General features: G+C 43.1%; 9 protein-coding genes, 1 tRNA gene and 5 rRNA genes. 9 read left to right on the top strand and 6 right to left on the bottom strand.

Annotated elements, in window-relative coordinates:
- Positions 1-80 precede the first annotated feature (80 nt).
- From CKV71_RS11510 to rrf (CKV71_RS11485), 6 genes are all read left to right on the top strand, one after another.
- Positions 81-3,005 (top strand): 23S ribosomal RNA (locus CKV71_RS11510).
- A gap of 68 nt (positions 3,006-3,073) precedes the next feature.
- Positions 3,074-3,188 (top strand): 5S ribosomal RNA (rrf, locus tag CKV71_RS11505).
- 236 nt (positions 3,189-3,424) lie between these two features.
- A 16S ribosomal RNA gene (locus tag CKV71_RS11500) occupies positions 3,425-4,976 on the top strand.
- 100 nt (positions 4,977-5,076) lie between these two features.
- Positions 5,077-5,153 (top strand) — tRNA-Ile (locus tag CKV71_RS11495).
- A 157-nt stretch (positions 5,154-5,310) separates the two neighbouring features.
- Positions 5,311-8,235, top strand: a 23S ribosomal RNA gene (locus tag CKV71_RS11490).
- Positions 8,236-8,303: 68 nt separating this feature from the next.
- A 5S ribosomal RNA gene (gene rrf, locus CKV71_RS11485) occupies positions 8,304-8,418 on the top strand.
- The 16S, 23S and 5S rRNA genes sit together here with 1 tRNA gene alongside, the layout of an rRNA operon.
- Before the next feature lie 312 nt (positions 8,419-8,730).
- Here the strand turns inward: rrf (CKV71_RS11485) and CKV71_RS11480 are convergent.
- The 3 genes from CKV71_RS11480 to pdxR form a co-directional block, all read right to left on the bottom strand.
- A complete protein-coding gene (locus CKV71_RS11480) occupies positions 8,731-9,897 on the bottom strand; it encodes an MFS transporter (protein ID WP_095106913.1) in 1,167 nt (388 codons plus the stop codon).
- 121 nt (positions 9,898-10,018) lie between these two features.
- Entirely contained in the window at positions 10,019-10,489 is a 471-nt protein-coding gene (locus tag CKV71_RS11475; protein WP_095106911.1) for a GNAT family N-acetyltransferase, read from the bottom strand.
- A gap of 14 nt (positions 10,490-10,503) precedes the next feature.
- Positions 10,504-11,874 (bottom strand): MocR-like pyridoxine biosynthesis transcription factor PdxR, encoded by a 1,371-nt coding sequence (gene pdxR, locus CKV71_RS11470; protein ID WP_095106910.1) that lies wholly within the window; start codon positions 11,872-11,874, stop codon positions 10,504-10,506.
- A gap of 97 nt (positions 11,875-11,971) precedes the next feature.
- Between pdxR and pdxS the strand changes: the two genes are divergently transcribed.
- Positions 11,972-12,859 (top strand): pyridoxal 5'-phosphate synthase lyase subunit PdxS, encoded by an 888-nt coding sequence (gene pdxS, locus CKV71_RS11465; protein ID WP_070704459.1) that lies wholly within the window; start codon positions 11,972-11,974, stop codon positions 12,857-12,859.
- 1 nt (position 12,860) lies between these two features.
- Complete coding sequence (pdxT, locus tag CKV71_RS11460; RefSeq protein WP_095106908.1) at positions 12,861-13,457, top strand: pyridoxal 5'-phosphate synthase glutaminase subunit PdxT; 597 nt, start codon at positions 12,861-12,863, stop codon at positions 13,455-13,457.
- 262 nt (positions 13,458-13,719) lie between these two features.
- On the opposite strand, the gene CKV71_RS11455 is transcribed toward pdxT, so the two are convergent.
- The 3 genes from CKV71_RS11455 to CKV71_RS11445 all read right to left on the bottom strand — a co-directional run bounded on the left by CKV71_RS11455 (position 13,720) and on the right by CKV71_RS11445 (position 16,052).
- The gene (locus tag CKV71_RS11455) at positions 13,720-14,217 is read right to left on the bottom strand and encodes a GNAT family N-acetyltransferase (protein ID WP_095106906.1); all 498 of its coding nucleotides are present in this window, start codon (positions 14,215-14,217) and stop codon (positions 13,720-13,722) included.
- Positions 14,218-14,237: 20 nt separating this feature from the next.
- Entirely contained in the window at positions 14,238-14,681 is a 444-nt protein-coding gene (locus CKV71_RS11450) for an ASCH domain-containing protein (protein WP_095106905.1), read from the bottom strand.
- A gap of 159 nt (positions 14,682-14,840) precedes the next feature.
- On the bottom strand, positions 14,841-16,052 hold the full coding sequence (locus CKV71_RS11445; protein ID WP_095106903.1) for a NupC/NupG family nucleoside CNT transporter: 1,212 nt from the start codon (positions 16,050-16,052) through the stop codon (positions 14,841-14,843).
- A 173-nt stretch (positions 16,053-16,225) separates the two neighbouring features.
- Between CKV71_RS11445 and CKV71_RS11440 the strand changes: the two genes are divergently transcribed.
- Positions 16,226-16,687 (top strand): CtsR family transcriptional regulator, encoded by a 462-nt coding sequence (locus CKV71_RS11440; protein WP_095106901.1) that lies wholly within the window; start codon positions 16,226-16,228, stop codon positions 16,685-16,687.
- The last annotated feature ends 91 nt before the right edge of the window (positions 16,688-16,778 follow it).

The raw sequence follows: 16,778 nt of genomic DNA, 5'->3' as shown, positions 1-16,778 counted from the left end.
AAAAGCTTTATTCATTTAAATGAATCGCTAGTAATCGATTTGCCTACGGCAAAGAAGATTACTCACATAATTAATAACGTGATTAAGTTATTAAGGGCGCACGGTGGATGCCTTGGCACTAGAAGCTGATGAAGGACGTTACTAACGACGATATGCTTTGGGTAGCTGTAAGTAAGCGTTGATCCAGAGATTTCCGAATGGGGGAACCCAGCACAAGTTATGTTGTGTTATCGACATGTGAATACATAGCATGTCCGAAGGCAGACGCGGAGAACTGAAACATCTTAGTACCCGCAGGAAGAGAAAGAAAACTCGATTCCCTGAGTAGCGGCGAGCGAAACGGGAAGAGCCCAAACCAATGAGCTTGCTCATTGGGGTTGTAGGACACTCTATACGGAGTTACAAAAGAATTGATTAGACGAATCGTACTGGAAAGTCGAACCAGAGAAGGTAAGAGTCCTGTAGTCGAAAGTCAATTCTCTCCTGAGTGGATCCTGAGTACGACGGAGCACGTGAAATTCCGTCGGAATCCGGGAGGACCATCTCCCAAGGCTAAATACTCTCTAGTGACCGATAGTGAACCAGTACCGTGAGGGAAAGGTGAAAAGTACCCCGGAAGGGGAGTGAAAGAGAACTTGAAACCGTGTGCTTACAAGTAGTCAGAGCCCGTTAATGGGTGATGGCGTGCCTTTTGTAGAATGAACCGGCGAGTTACGATCTGATGCAAGGTTAAGCAGCGAATGCGGAGCCGCAGCGAAAGCGAGTCTGAACAGGGCGTTGAGTATTTGGTCGTAGACCCGAAACCAGGTGATCTACCCTTGGTCAGGTTGAAGTTCAGGTAACACTGAATGGAGGACCGAACCGACTTACGTTGAAAAGTGAGCGGATGAACTGAGGGTAGCGGAGAAATTCCAATCGAACCTGGAGATAGCTGGTTCTCTCCGAAATAGCTTTAGGGCTAGCCTCAAGTGATGATTGTTGGAGGTAGAGCACTGTTTGGACGAGGGGCCCCTCTCGGGTTACCGAATTCAGACAAACTCCGAATGCCAATCAATTTAACTTGGGAGTCAGAACGTGGGTGATAAGGTCCATGTTCGAAAGGGAAACAGCCCAGACCACCAGCTAAGGTCCCAAAATATATGTTAAGTGGCAAAGGATGTGGTATTGCCCAGACAACTAGGATGTTGGCTTAGAAGCAGCCATCATTTAAAGAGTGCGTAATAGCTCACTAGTCGAGTGACACTGCGCCGAAAATGTACCGGGGCTAAACATATTACCGAAGCTGTGGACTGTCCTTCGGACAGTGATAGGAGAGCGTTCTAAGGGCGTCGAAGCATGATCGCAAGGACATGTGGAGCGCTTAGAAGTGAGAATGCCGGTGTGAGTAGCGAAAGATGGGTGAGAATCCCATCCACCGATTGACTAAGGTTTCCAGAGGAAGGCTCGTCCGCTCTGGGTTAGTCGGGTCCTAAGCCGAGGCCGACAGGCGTAGGCGATGGATAACAGGTTGATATTCCTGTACCGCCAATAATCGTTTTAAGCGATGGGGGGACACAGTAGGATAGGCGAAGCGTGCTGTTGGAGTGCACGTCCAAGCAGTAAGACTGAATGGTAGGCAAATCCGCCATTCATAAGGTCAAGCTGTGATGGGGAGAGGAAACATGTTTTCCTCGAGTCGTTGATTTCACACTGTCGAGAAAAGCCTCTAGCTAGAGATTTGGCGCCCGTACCGCAAACCGACACAGGTAGTCAAGATGAGAATTCTAAGGTGAGCGAGAGAACTCTCGTTAAGGAACTCGGCAAAATGACCCCGTAACTTCGGGAGAAGGGGTGCTCTTTAGGGTTCACGCTCTGAAGAGCCGCAGTGAATAGGCCCAAGCGACTGTTTATCAAAAACACAGGTCTCTGCTAAACCGTAAGGTGATGTATAGGGGCTGACGCCTGCCCGGTGCTGGAAGGTTAAGAGGAGTGGTTAGCTTCTGCGAAGCTACGAATCGAAGCCCCAGTAAACGGCGGCCGTAACTATAACGGTCCTAAGGTAGCGAAATTCCTTGTCGGGTAAGTTCCGACCCGCACGAAAGGCGTAACGATTTGGGCACTGTCTCAACGAGAGACTCGGTGAAATCATAGTACCTGTGAAGATGCAGGTTACCCGCGACAGGACGGAAAGACCCCGTGGAGCTTTACTGTAGCCTGATATTGAAATTCGGCACAGCTTGTACAGGATAGGTAGGAGCCTTGGAAACGTGAGCGCCAGCTTACGTGGAGGCGTTGGTGGGATACTACCCTAGCTGTGTTGGATTTCTAACCCGCGCCATTGATCATGGCGGGAGACAGTGTCAGGCGGGCAGTTTGACTGGGGCGGTCGCCTCCTAAAGTGTAACGGAGGCGCTCAAAGGTTCCCTCAGAATGGTTGGAAATCATTCATAGAGTGTAAAGGCATAAGGGAGCTTGACTGCGAGACCTACAAGTCGAGCAGGGTCGAAAGACGGACTTAGTGATCCGGTGGTTCCGCATGGAAGGGCCATCGCTCAACGGATAAAAGCTACCCCGGGGATAACAGGCTTATCTCCCCCAAGAGTTCACATCGACGGGGAGGTTTGGCACCTCGATGTCGGCTCATCGCATCCTGGGGCTGTAGTCGGTCCCAAGGGTTGGGCTGTTCGCCCATTAAAGCGGTACGCGAGCTGGGTTCAGAACGTCGTGAGACAGTTCGGTCCCTATCCGTCGTGGGCGCAGGAAATTTGAGAGGAGCTGTCCTTAGTACGAGAGGACCGGGATGGACATACCTCTGGTGTACCAGTTGTCGTGCCAACGGCATCGCTGGGTAGCTATGTATGGACGGGATAAGTGCTGAAAGCATCTAAGCATGAAGCCCCCCTCAAGATGAGATTTCCCAACTTCGGTTATAAGATCCCTCAAAGATGATGAGGTTAATAGGTTCGGGGTGGAAGCATAGCGATATGTGGAACTGACGAATACTAATCGATCGAAGACTTAATCCAATTTCAAGTTTTGATTGGTAAACTGATTTTACTTACTATCTAGTTTTGAATGTATAATCATTCTATTGTCTGGTGACAATGGCAAAGAGGTCACACCTGTTCCCATGCCGAACACAGAAGTTAAGCTCTTTAGCGCCGATGGTAGTCGGACTTACGTTCCGCAAGAGTAGGACGTTGCCAGGCAATTTCACTTTTGGCCGCTAGGTCATTTTTTTGTGAAAGAAAGCTGTTGAATTAAAAAACTTTTAAAAAAGTGTTGACTTCTCTTAAGAAAGAGAGTATAATTAATTCTTGTCAGTGAAAAAATGAACATTGAAAACTGAATGACAATATGTCAACGTTAATTCCAATTAACAAACGTCTTAAGACGTTTTAAAACAAATTAGTTTTTTATGAGCTAGTCAAACAAATCATAAACTTTTATGGAGAGTTTGATCCTGGCTCAGGATGAACGCTGGCGGCGTGCCTAATACATGCAAGTCGAGCGAACAGACGAGGAGCTTGCTCCTCTGACGTTAGCGGCGGACGGGTGAGTAACACGTGGGTAACCTACCTATAAGACTGGAATAACTTCGGGAAACCGGGGCTAATGCCGGATAATATGCGGAACCGCATGGTTCCGCAATGAAAGACGGTTTTGCTGTCACTTATAGATGGACCCGCGCCGTATTAGCTAGTTGGTAAGGTAACGGCTTACCAAGGCAACGATACGTAGCCGACCTGAGAGGGTGATCGGCCACACTGGAACTGAGACACGGTCCAGACTCCTACGGGAGGCAGCAGTAGGGAATCTTCCGCAATGGGCGAAAGCCTGACGGAGCAACGCCGCGTGAGTGATGAAGGTCTTCGGATCGTAAAACTCTGTTATTAGGGAAGAACAAGTGCGTAGGTAACTATGCGCACCTTGACGGTACCTAATCAGAAAGCCACGGCTAACTACGTGCCAGCAGCCGCGGTAATACGTAGGTGGCAAGCGTTATCCGGAATTATTGGGCGTAAAGCGCGCGTAGGCGGTTTTTTAAGTCTGATGTGAAAGCCCACGGCTCAACCGTGGAGGGTCATTGGAAACTGGAAAACTTGAGTGCAGAAGAGGAAAGTGGAATTCCATGTGTAGCGGTGAAATGCGCAGAGATATGGAGGAACACCAGTGGCGAAGGCGACTTTCTGGTCTGCAACTGACGCTGATGTGCGAAAGCGTGGGGATCAAACAGGATTAGATACCCTGGTAGTCCACGCCGTAAACGATGAGTGCTAAGTGTTAGGGGGTTTCCGCCCCTTAGTGCTGCAGCTAACGCATTAAGCACTCCGCCTGGGGAGTACGGCCGCAAGGCTGAAACTCAAAGGAATTGACGGGGACCCGCACAAGCGGTGGAGCATGTGGTTTAATTCGAAGCAACGCGAAGAACCTTACCAAATCTTGACATCCTTTGACCGCTCTAGAGATAGAGTCTTCCCCTTCGGGGGACAAAGTGACAGGTGGTGCATGGTTGTCGTCAGCTCGTGTCGTGAGATGTTGGGTTAAGTCCCGCAACGAGCGCAACCCTTAAGCTTAGTTGCCAGCATTAAGTTGGGCACTCTAAGTTGACTGCCGGTGACAAACCGGAGGAAGGTGGGGATGACGTCAAATCATCATGCCCCTTATGATTTGGGCTACACACGTGCTACAATGGACAGTACAAAGGGCAGCGAAACCGCGAGGTCAAGCAAATCCCATAAAGCTGTTCTCAGTTCGGATTGTAGTCTGCAACTCGACTACATGAAGCTGGAATCGCTAGTAATCGTAGATCAGCATGCTACGGTGAATACGTTCCCGGGTCTTGTACACACCGCCCGTCACACCACGAGAGTTCGTAACACCCGAAGCCGGTGGAGTAACCTTTTAGGAGCTAGCCGTCGAAGGTGGGACGAATGATTGGGGTGAAGTCGTAACAAGGTAGCCGTATCGGAAGGTGCGGCTGGATCACCTCCTTTCTAAGGATATTATACGGAACAGTTTCAACAGAAACTGACGGAATAACGTGACATATTGTATTCAGTTTTGAATGTTTATTTAAAACATTCATCGTGGAATGGGCCTATAGCTCAGCTGGTTAGAGCGCACGCCTGATAAGCGTGAGGTCGGTGGTTCGAGTCCACTTAGGCCCACCATTAAAATTGTACATTGAAAACTAGATAAGTAAGTAAAAATAGATTTTACCAAGCAAAACCGAGTGAATTAGAGTTTTAAAAGCTTTATTCATTTAAATGAATCGCTAGTAATCGATTTGCCTACGGCAAAGAAGATTACTCACATAATTAATAACGTGATTAAGTTATTAAGGGCGCACGGTGGATGCCTTGGCACTAGAAGCTGATGAAGGACGTTACTAACGACGATATGCTTTGGGTAGCTGTAAGTAAGCGTTGATCCAGAGATTTCCGAATGGGGGAACCCAGCACAAGTTATGTTGTGTTATCGACATGTGAATACATAGCATGTCCGAAGGCAGACGCGGAGAACTGAAACATCTTAGTACCCGCAGGAAGAGAAAGAAAACTCGATTCCCTGAGTAGCGGCGAGCGAAACGGGAAGAGCCCAAACCAATGAGCTTGCTCATTGGGGTTGTAGGACACTCTATACGGAGTTACAAAAGAATTGATTAGACGAATCGTACTGGAAAGTCGAACCAGAGAAGGTAAGAGTCCTGTAGTCGAAAGTCAATTCTCTCCTGAGTGGATCCTGAGTACGACGGAGCACGTGAAATTCCGTCGGAATCCGGGAGGACCATCTCCCAAGGCTAAATACTCTCTAGTGACCGATAGTGAACCAGTACCGTGAGGGAAAGGTGAAAAGTACCCCGGAAGGGGAGTGAAAGAGAACTTGAAACCGTGTGCTTACAAGTAGTCAGAGCCCGTTAATGGGTGATGGCGTGCCTTTTGTAGAATGAACCGGCGAGTTACGATCTGATGCAAGGTTAAGCAGCGAATGCGGAGCCGCAGCGAAAGCGAGTCTGAACAGGGCGTTGAGTATTTGGTCGTAGACCCGAAACCAGGTGATCTACCCTTGGTCAGGTTGAAGTTCAGGTAACACTGAATGGAGGACCGAACCGACTTACGTTGAAAAGTGAGCGGATGAACTGAGGGTAGCGGAGAAATTCCAATCGAACCTGGAGATAGCTGGTTCTCTCCGAAATAGCTTTAGGGCTAGCCTCAAGTGATGATTGTTGGAGGTAGAGCACTGTTTGGACGAGGGGCCCCTCTCGGGTTACCGAATTCAGACAAACTCCGAATGCCAATCAATTTAACTTGGGAGTCAGAACGTGGGTGATAAGGTCCATGTTCGAAAGGGAAACAGCCCAGACCACCAGCTAAGGTCCCAAAATATATGTTAAGTGGCAAAGGATGTGGTATTGCCCAGACAACTAGGATGTTGGCTTAGAAGCAGCCATCATTTAAAGAGTGCGTAATAGCTCACTAGTCGAGTGACACTGCGCCGAAAATGTACCGGGGCTAAACATATTACCGAAGCTGTGGACTGTCCTTCGGACAGTGATAGGAGAGCGTTCTAAGGGCGTCGAAGCATGATCGCAAGGACATGTGGAGCGCTTAGAAGTGAGAATGCCGGTGTGAGTAGCGAAAGATGGGTGAGAATCCCATCCACCGATTGACTAAGGTTTCCAGAGGAAGGCTCGTCCGCTCTGGGTTAGTCGGGTCCTAAGCCGAGGCCGACAGGCGTAGGCGATGGATAACAGGTTGATATTCCTGTACCGCCAATAATCGTTTTAAGCGATGGGGGGACACAGTAGGATAGGCGAAGCGTGCTGTTGGAGTGCACGTCCAAGCAGTAAGACTGAATGGTAGGCAAATCCGCCATTCATAAGGTCAAGCTGTGATGGGGAGAGGAAACATGTTTTCCTCGAGTCGTTGATTTCACACTGTCGAGAAAAGCCTCTAGCTAGAGATTTGGCGCCCGTACCGCAAACCGACACAGGTAGTCAAGATGAGAATTCTAAGGTGAGCGAGAGAACTCTCGTTAAGGAACTCGGCAAAATGACCCCGTAACTTCGGGAGAAGGGGTGCTCTTTAGGGTTCACGCTCTGAAGAGCCGCAGTGAATAGGCCCAAGCGACTGTTTATCAAAAACACAGGTCTCTGCTAAACCGTAAGGTGATGTATAGGGGCTGACGCCTGCCCGGTGCTGGAAGGTTAAGAGGAGTGGTTAGCTTCTGCGAAGCTACGAATCGAAGCCCCAGTAAACGGCGGCCGTAACTATAACGGTCCTAAGGTAGCGAAATTCCTTGTCGGGTAAGTTCCGACCCGCACGAAAGGCGTAACGATTTGGGCACTGTCTCAACGAGAGACTCGGTGAAATCATAGTACCTGTGAAGATGCAGGTTACCCGCGACAGGACGGAAAGACCCCGTGGAGCTTTACTGTAGCCTGATATTGAAATTCGGCACAGCTTGTACAGGATAGGTAGGAGCCTTGGAAACGTGAGCGCCAGCTTACGTGGAGGCGTTGGTGGGATACTACCCTAGCTGTGTTGGATTTCTAACCCGCGCCATTGATCATGGCGGGAGACAGTGTCAGGCGGGCAGTTTGACTGGGGCGGTCGCCTCCTAAAGTGTAACGGAGGCGCTCAAAGGTTCCCTCAGAATGGTTGGAAATCATTCATAGAGTGTAAAGGCATAAGGGAGCTTGACTGCGAGACCTACAAGTCGAGCAGGGTCGAAAGACGGACTTAGTGATCCGGTGGTTCCGCATGGAAGGGCCATCGCTCAACGGATAAAAGCTACCCCGGGGATAACAGGCTTATCTCCCCCAAGAGTTCACATCGACGGGGAGGTTTGGCACCTCGATGTCGGCTCATCGCATCCTGGGGCTGTAGTCGGTCCCAAGGGTTGGGCTGTTCGCCCATTAAAGCGGTACGCGAGCTGGGTTCAGAACGTCGTGAGACAGTTCGGTCCCTATCCGTCGTGGGCGCAGGAAATTTGAGAGGAGCTGTCCTTAGTACGAGAGGACCGGGATGGACATACCTCTGGTGTACCAGTTGTCGTGCCAACGGCATCGCTGGGTAGCTATGTATGGACGGGATAAGTGCTGAAAGCATCTAAGCATGAAGCCCCCCTCAAGATGAGATTTCCCAACTTCGGTTATAAGATCCCTCAAAGATGATGAGGTTAATAGGTTCGGGGTGGAAGCATAGCGATATGTGGAGCTGACGAATACTAATCGATCGAAGACTTAATCCAATTTCAAGTTTTGATTGGTAAACTGATTTTACTTACTATCTAGTTTTGAATGTATAATCATTCTATTGTCTGGTGACAATGGCAAAGAGGTCACACCTGTTCCCATGCCGAACACAGAAGTTAAGCTCTTTAGCGCCGATGGTAGTCGGACTTACGTTCCGCAAGAGTAGGACGTTGCCAGGCAAACTGAGACCCGTAAGGGTCTCTTTTTTTATATAGAAATTTAGATACGCTTGATAGTCATATAATTTGTGTTTATTTACTGAGTGAAGAGTTATTCTTAATATCTTGTGCAATTATTTTTTAAGGCAGACTAATGAGGAATCTCATAAGGCTGCTTTTTTAATTTGTAATATTCCTCGTCTCTGTACCTAGTTAAAGATAACCTAATGATTTACCTAAGTTGACTGTATAATTTTGTGGGCATAAAAAAACTCCTATAAAATTTCCACTTTTTCAGTGTCTAATTTCATAGGAAGTTAATTAGATCTTTCATCAATGAAATGCAGTTTTATTTTGCTTTTCTACATATATGGAAATGAGAAGGAATACAAGGCCGATTAATGTGAGTAACGGTGCTACCAAGCTTAAAGAGGCTAATGGCAAGTTTGTTACTACTAATCCGCCAACAAATGCACCTAAAGCATTTCCTAAGTTAAATGCTGATTGATTCAAGGTACTCGCTAATGTAGGAGCATCTTGAGAAATCAAGGTACTTTTAAATTGAAGTGAAGGACTCATACTGAAGCCGATAACTCCAAATAAGAAAATACCTAATACCATGAGTATTCCATTCATTTGTATGAAATACAATAATACAAAGTAAATGATAAAGGTAGAAAAAATAATTTTGAGTGCTTTGTTTAAATTCCAATCCGCTAATTTACCGCCGATTACATTACCTAATGTGACACCTATTCCGAAGATGATAAGCATATAAGAAATTAAATTTTCTTTAATATGAGAAACATCTACTAGGATAGAAGAAATATAAGTGAAATAAGCAAATACACTGCTGAATCCAAATAGTGTTATGGCTAAAGTCAGCCACAATTGTTTTTCTTTCAAGATTTTCAGTTCGTTCATTACAGAAGATTTCTGTGTTTCCTTATGATTTGGTACAAAGATAATGATTCCAATTAATGCCAGTCCGCCTATGATAGCAATAATGACGAATGTCATAGCCCAACCGAAGTTTTGCCCAATCAATGTACCAAAAGGAACGCCTAGTATATTACTGAGAGAAAGTCCCATAAACATCAAGGCCATAGCACTTGCTCTATAAGCAGCCTGTACCATACTAGCAGCCAAAATTGAGCCAATTCCAAAGAATGAACCATGTGCTAGAGAGGTGATGATTCTGCTGGTCATCATAAAGCCGTAAGTTGGACTTAATGATGCGGCAATATTACCTATCATAAAGATAATCATGAGCAAGATTAATAGATACTTTCTGTTCAATTTAATAGTAAGCATGACCAAAATAGGTCCGCCTATTGCTACACCTAAAGCATAACCCGTGATTAATTGTCCTGCTTGGCTGACAGAGACATGAAAATCTCGAGCAATATTAGGAAGTAATCCCATGATTACAAATTCTGTCATGCCGATCGCAAATGCACCGATAGCTAGCATCCATATTGCGATAGGGTATTTCTTCATATTAACACCTCCAAATTTTGCAAACATGAGAAAAATTATATTAAAAATTAAAACTTGCGTCAATGGTTTATTTTTAAACTAATATCAATAGAACTTCCTAACTTTTATTTTCTACAATGAATCATGTCATGGTAAGTGACATGACATATTGATTTCCAGCCCTACCTCCGATAACTTTTCCGGTATCTACAAAGCCGCATTTTTCGTATATATATTTTGCTTTAGGATTTCTGAAATTCACAGAGAGTACAATTTCATTGATTGTATCTGAATAGTGAGCCTGAATATAGTGAGGTAATTCAGCCAAAGCCTGTTGTGCTATTTTCTGACCTTGCATAGTTTCAGTTACGGAAAATGACTTTAAGAGTACGGAATTGGAATTCTGTGTAAGCCCATAACGTTCATCATTAAAATTTAACCTAAAAAATCCGGCAAGTGTGTGATTTGAAAAAATGAGTATAGCATCTTCCTTGTCTGCTAGGTCCTTTATTGCCTTTAAGGGTGTCAGTGCAAAGTCGCTTTCTTCATCTGCAATTGAGTAGTGATTAAGTTGTGAATCATAGCTGGATTGGTAAGGTATGAGTGTAATCATTAGCGAATTTCCTCCTAAATCGTAAGTGTTTTAAGCAATGCTTCTGTATGGGCTTTTAAATCTTCATCTTTAATGCCCCCAAAGCCAATAATAAATTTAGGGACATGTTTATTTCGGCTATTTTTTTTCATATAACGATTCAAAGGGGTTAATCTTACATGATTTTTTTTGGCTCTGTTTAAAATATCCTTTAAAGATAATCCATTTTGTACGGTGAGCGTAAAGTGCATGCCAGTAGTTGCACCTTCAATATGCAGTTGGTCTTTGTAAGGGGCTAAAGCATCTAAAATATATGTCAGCTTATAGCGATAGACTTTACGCATTTTATTCAAATGTCTTTCGAAAGAACCTTTTTCCATAAATTCTGCCACCATATATTGCATTGGTGCCGGGACAGTCGTACCTTCTTTATTGGGTAAATGATGATAGCGTTCCATTAAATCTTCTGGCAATACCATAAATGCGATGCGGCAACTTGGGAAAAGTGATTTTGAAAAGGTACTTATATAAATAACCTTTCCTGTGGTATCCAAACTTTGCAAGGCAGGAATAGGCTTGCTGAAATAACGAAACTCAGAATCATAATCATCTTCAATAATGTAGCGTTCTGGATGCTGCTGGGCCCAGTTGATTAATTGTGTACGTACCTTCAAATTCATAACATAGCCTGTTGGGAATTGATGAGAAGGCGTAACATAAACTACTTCACGCTTAGAATTTCGGATTGCTTTCATATCAATACCGCTTTTTTTAACAGGTACTCTTTTATAATTCAATCCTTTCTTGTCTAAGACTTGCTTGATTGGCGGATAGCTTGGATATTCAATGATATAAGAACGGTCCGTTAAAATATCAGTGACTTGATTGATTAATTGTTCTGTTGATGAACCAATAATGATTTGATCTGGATGGCAATTGACGCCTCTGCTATTGAAAAGGTAATGCGCTATCGCTTGGCGTAATTTGTATTCGCCTTGTTGCATACCTGGCTGCAAGATGTCAGCCATTGATTGATCGAAGACATCTCTGGCATATTTGCGAAATTGCTGCCACGGAAAGTGTTCGGTATCAATACGGGCGAGATCAAATTGGTAGCGGGTCTGCCGCTCTTCAAGGGTTTCTTTTTCCTGGAAGGAAGTTGCAGTTTCTTTGGTCACTATTGGAAGGGACTCGATATCGGAAACGTAGTAGCCTGAGCGGGGTTTGGAGTAGATATAGCCTTCATCTAGTAAATATTGGTAGGCATGCTCGATGGTGGTGTTGCTGAGTGAATGGTGTTCGGCGAGACGGCGTTTGGATGGGAAGCGGTCGCCGGATTGATATTGGCCTTCGATAATTTGTTCTTTCAAGGTTTGGTAAAGTTGCATGTAAAGCGGTTGAGACATAGAAACTGGCCTCCTAATTTTTATTGAAATTGACTCTTTAACACTATCAGTTTATCCTTTAAACTGAATTTAATCAATTAGAAAAGGGGTATTTAGTATGTCTAAACAAGTAGGTTCAGATCGAGTTAAACGTGGAATGGCTGAAATGCAAAAAGGCGGCGTTATTATGGACGTTGTCAATGCAGAGCAAGCTAAAATTGCAGAAGAAGCGGGAGCTGTAGCAGTTATGGCTTTAGAACGTGTGCCTTCTGACATCAGAGCAGCTGGTGGGGTAGCACGTGCTTGTAATCCTAAGATTGTTCAAGAAGTAATGGATGCAGTTTCCATTCCGGTTATGGCAAAATGCCGTATCGGTCACATTACTGAAGCGCGTGTGCTTGAAGCGATGGGCGTTGACTACATTGATGAATCTGAAGTATTAACACCAGCAGATGAAGAGTATCATTTATTGAAAAGCGATTATACTGTACCATTCGTATGCGGATGCCGTAATTTAGGCGAAGCTGCACGCCGTATTGGTGAAGGTGCTGCGATGTTACGTACAAAAGGGGAACCTGGAACAGGTAATATCGTAGAGGCAGTGCGTCATATGCGTCAAGTGAACTCTGAAGTGGCGAAATTAACTGTAATGCCAGATGATGAAATTATGACATTTGCAAAAGAAATCGGTGCACCATACGAAGTATTGAAATCTATTAAAGATAACGGCCGTTTACCTGTTGTTAACTTTGCAGCTGGCGGTGTTGCAACACCTCAAGATGCTGCTTTAATGATGCAACTAGGCGCAGACGGTGTGTTCGTAGGTTCAGGTATCTTTAAATCTGATGATCCTGAAAAATTTGCGAAAGCGATTGTTCAAGCAACAACACATTACACTGATTACGAATTAATCGGTAAGCTTGCTCAAGAATTAGGCGAAGCGATGAGAGGATTAGATGTTAATCAATTGTCACTAGAAGAACGTATGCAAGAGCGTGGCTGGTAAGATGAAAATCGGCGTACTCGCTTTGCAGGGCGCAGTTAGAGAACATTTGCGTCATATTGAATTGAGCGGACATGAAGGTGTCAGTGTAAAACGTGTTGAACAATTAGAGGAAATTGACGGCTTGATTCTGCCTGGTGGTGAATCAACGACATTACGTCGTTTGATGAACTTATACGGTTTTAAAGAAGCGTTGGTTAATTCAGATTTACCAATGTTTGGTACTTGTGCAGGTTTGATTGTATTAGCGCAAGACATCGTAGGCGAAGAAGGCTATTTACAAAAGCTGGATATTACGGTGGAACGTAATTCTTTCGGCCGCCAAGTTGACAGCTTTGAAGCAGAATTAGATATTAAAGGTATTGCGAATGATATAGAGGCTGTCTTTATCAGAGCACCACATATTGAAAAAGTAAATAGTGACAACGTGGAAATTTTAAGTACGGTAGATGATAAAATTGTAGCCGTGAGAGAAGGTAACTATTTAGGTGTTTCATTCCATCCTGAATTAACAGATGACTACCGTGTGACACAATATTTCATTGATCATATTGTTGCAGAATATAAACATGGGAGCGGGACAGAAATAATTTGTGATTAAAATTATTTCGTCTTCCCGCCCCGGCAAGGCTAACTAGAATAGGGAGCAGAACAGAAATAACATTGGTTAAAATTATTTCGTCGTTCTGCCCCGACAAAGCTAACTAGAATAGAAAAAAGCTTGGAACAAGTGCATTTTCTATTCAGATAGCTACTGTCAATTTGGGACAAGCGTATTTTCTATTCAGATAGCTACTGCCAGTTCAGGGAGATGGGTTGAGATATTATTACGCCCATTCTCATCATTAAAGCGAGGACTCTTTTTATAGAGTGCTCGCTTTTTTAAACTTTTCTAGAAAAATCAAACCAACATCGTCAGGCTCTTTAATACCATTCTTATAGTCATAGCCACGTTTACGATAGAAATTAACACCGGTGATAGAAGCGGGAATTTCTAAACGCTCAGCACGATGGTAATAGTAATCATCTTCTAATGTATCCATAATTAATGTACCGATACCATGTTTTTGATAATCTGGTGAGACGAAGATGGAGAAAAAACAAGATTCAGTTTTGCTGCCGTAATAAGGACCGATTGCTCCTGTCGCAATCAGTTCATTATTGAATTTGAAAACATAGAAATTAACATTTTCAGCTTTATATTGAATACTTTCAGGTGTAATATCTTTAACGTAGCTTTCGATATCTTCTGCAGGTTCATCTTGGATGTTAGTCGTTCTTAGTGTGTGAATAATAAGATCCACGACGGTTTGTGTATCGGATTCATGAAACTTATTGATTTGAATCTGATTTATGTCCATTCAATCACCTCATTTTTAATTTAAAACGTATGTATACATTCAAATTCTTCACAAACCATTATTTCTTCTTCAGAAAAAGATTGGTTGATTAAGTTGAACTCTTTCTCGAAAAAGTCCGTATGAACAGTTTTCCAGTAGCTTAATGTGCGGTCTCCTTCGCCTTCCTTATAGGCATGCATTTCTGATACTTCAGAGAAAGGGACTTGATATACTTTAGTGTTTTTAATTATACAGATAGGATTGTCTTGTGCATTTAAAACCATGCTCAAATCGCCAACTTTTGGTAACGGTTCTTGATCTGCTGTATAAAAAGATAAACCGCTTGTTGTTGCAGTTTTAATACCACGTTTAACTAAATCTGCAAGATTACTTGGATCCTCTCCAAATTGCCATGCTGTATAAGATTCATTTTGATACTCAGGCTGGCATGATACAAATGTTTTCCAGTATTCTTCAATAGTCATTTGGTTGTTCCTTTCTTTTTTATATTAGTGAAATTTTACATTACATCCTGCTGAAAAGCAATTCTATATAGTTGCCGTTATTATACAAGTATTTTTGCGTTGAATAACCAAAAAGATGACTCCCTTAAATGAGGAAGTCATCTGCTGAGATACGTGTATTTACATAAAGAATCCTGCGATTGCTGCAGAAATGAAGGACACTAATGTTGCCCCAAATAATAATTTAAGTCCGAAACGCGCAACCACGTCACCTTTTTCATTATTTAATGATTTGATTGCACCTGAGATAATACCGATTGAACTGAAGTTCGCAAATGATACTAAGAATACGGAAGTAATACCGATTGCGCGGTCCGATAAGCCGTGCATTTTTCCTAGACCTTGCATAGCAACGAATTCGTTGGAAAGTAACTTAGTTGCCATCAATGAACCAGATTTTACTGCTTCATGCCAAGGTACACCTGTTAAGAATGCAAATGGTGCGAAGACAAATCCAATTAATGTTTGGAAATCCCATTTAATATGTCCGCCTGAAACCATCGTGAAGATTCCGCTGACGATACCATTTAACAAAGCAATGATTGCGATATAACCGATTAACATCGCCCCTACGATGACCGCAACTTTAAATCCATCTAAGATATATTCTCCCAACATTTCAAAGAAGGATTGTTTGTTTTCAGTTTCTTCTACTAATAACTTGTCATCTTTTTCATCCACTGTATAAGGATTGATAATAGAAGCGATAATAAAACCGCCGAATAAGTTTAATACGATAGCTGTTACGACATATTTAGGTTCGAGCAATGTAAAGTAAGCGCCGACAATTGAGGCGGACACTGTGGACATTGCTGAAGCTGTGAGTGTGTATAAACGTTGCTTAGGTATGTAAGGAAGTTGCTTTTTTAGTGAGATAAACACTTCAGATTGTCCTAAAATAGCCGCAGCAACTGCGTTATATGATTCTAAACGACCCATACCGTTGATTTTGGAAATTAAAAATCCTAAGACATTAATCACCAACGGCAAAATTTTTGTATATTGTAAAATACCGATAATAGCTGAGATAAAAACAATCGGTAATAATACGCTGAAGAAGAATGGCGGATTTTTAGGATCCACGTATTTAAATCCTCCGAATACGAAGTTTACTCCATCAGCTGCTTTAGCCAACAGGTAAGAGAAGCCGTTTGCAATGCCGCCAATTACCGTGATTCCTATATTAGTTTTTAATAGTAGGAAGGCAAAGACGAATTGGATAACAAGCAGAATGCCGACATATTTCCATTTGACATTTTTCTTATCTGAGCTAAAAACAAATGCAAGTGCTAAAAAGAAAATAATCCCTATTAAAGCAATAATGATATGCATGTTTTTCTTCATCCTTTATTTTTTTATTTTCATACCATATCATACATTAAAATGGTAGTAAGTTACATCCCAATTTTTCACGAAAACCAAATTTTTTAGAAACATATTGGTTGAAAAAGGTCAAAGTTGGTCATATAATATAGTCAAAGAAGGTCAAAAAAGGGGTGATATCCATGCATAATATGTCCGACATCATAGAACAATACATTAAACATTTATTTGAGGAATCAAATAAGGATGTTGTTGAGATTCAAAGAGCCAATATTGCGCAACGCTTTGACTGTGTACCTTCTCAACTTAATTATGTGATTAAGACAAGATTCACCAATGAACACGGTTATGAAATAGAAAGTAAACGTGGCGGCGGCGGTTATATAAGAATCACCAAAGTTGAAACGAAAGATACAAAAGGTTATATTGACCATCTCTTACAAATTATCGGAGATTCTATTTCTCAGCAACAAGCGCACTATGTGATTGAAGGCTTGCTTGAAAATCAATATATTACTATTCGTGAAGCGAAAATGATTCTAGCAGTGGTCGATCGCGACACGCTAAGAATGGATGTAGCAGCAAGAGATATTGTACGAGCAAATATATTGAAACAGCTCTTGCCAGTCATTAATTATTATTAATAGACAAGGAGGTTGCACATGTCTGACGATAAAATAGAAGCAATAGATTCTGAAAAGCATGATGGAATGTTGAAAGAAGCATATCCTGAAC

This window comes from Staphylococcus piscifermentans (genome assembly GCF_900186985.1).
Lineage (GTDB): Bacteria > Bacillota > Bacilli > Staphylococcales > Staphylococcaceae > Staphylococcus > Staphylococcus piscifermentans.
The sequence above is the reverse complement of the archived record's forward strand: the minus strand, read 5'-3'. Positions and strand labels throughout refer to the sequence as shown.

What these genes read in the sequence shown, in the direction of transcription:
- CKV71_RS11480 (WP_095106913.1), bottom strand. Translation starts at nt 9,897, where the DNA reads ATGAAGAAATACCCTATCGCAATATGGATGCTAGCTATCGGTGCATTT.
- CKV71_RS11475 (WP_095106911.1), bottom strand. Translation starts at nt 10,489, where the DNA reads ATGATTACACTCATACCTTACCAATCCAGCTATGATTCACAACTTAAT.
- pdxR (WP_095106910.1), bottom strand. Translation starts at nt 11,874, where the DNA reads ATGTCTCAACCGCTTTACATGCAACTTTACCAAACCTTGAAAGAACAA.
- pdxS (WP_070704459.1), top strand. Translation starts at nt 11,972, where the DNA reads ATGTCTAAACAAGTAGGTTCAGATCGAGTTAAACGTGGAATGGCTGAA.
- pdxT (WP_095106908.1), top strand. Translation starts at nt 12,861, where the DNA reads ATGAAAATCGGCGTACTCGCTTTGCAGGGCGCAGTTAGAGAACATTTG.
- CKV71_RS11455 (WP_095106906.1), bottom strand. Translation starts at nt 14,217, where the DNA reads ATGGACATAAATCAGATTCAAATCAATAAGTTTCATGAATCCGATACA.
- CKV71_RS11450 (WP_095106905.1), bottom strand. Translation starts at nt 14,681, where the DNA reads ATGACTATTGAAGAATACTGGAAAACATTTGTATCATGCCAGCCTGAG.
- CKV71_RS11445 (WP_095106903.1), bottom strand. Translation starts at nt 16,052, where the DNA reads ATGCATATCATTATTGCTTTAATAGGGATTATTTTCTTTTTAGCACTT.
- CKV71_RS11440 (WP_095106901.1), top strand. Translation starts at nt 16,226, where the DNA reads ATGCATAATATGTCCGACATCATAGAACAATACATTAAACATTTATTT.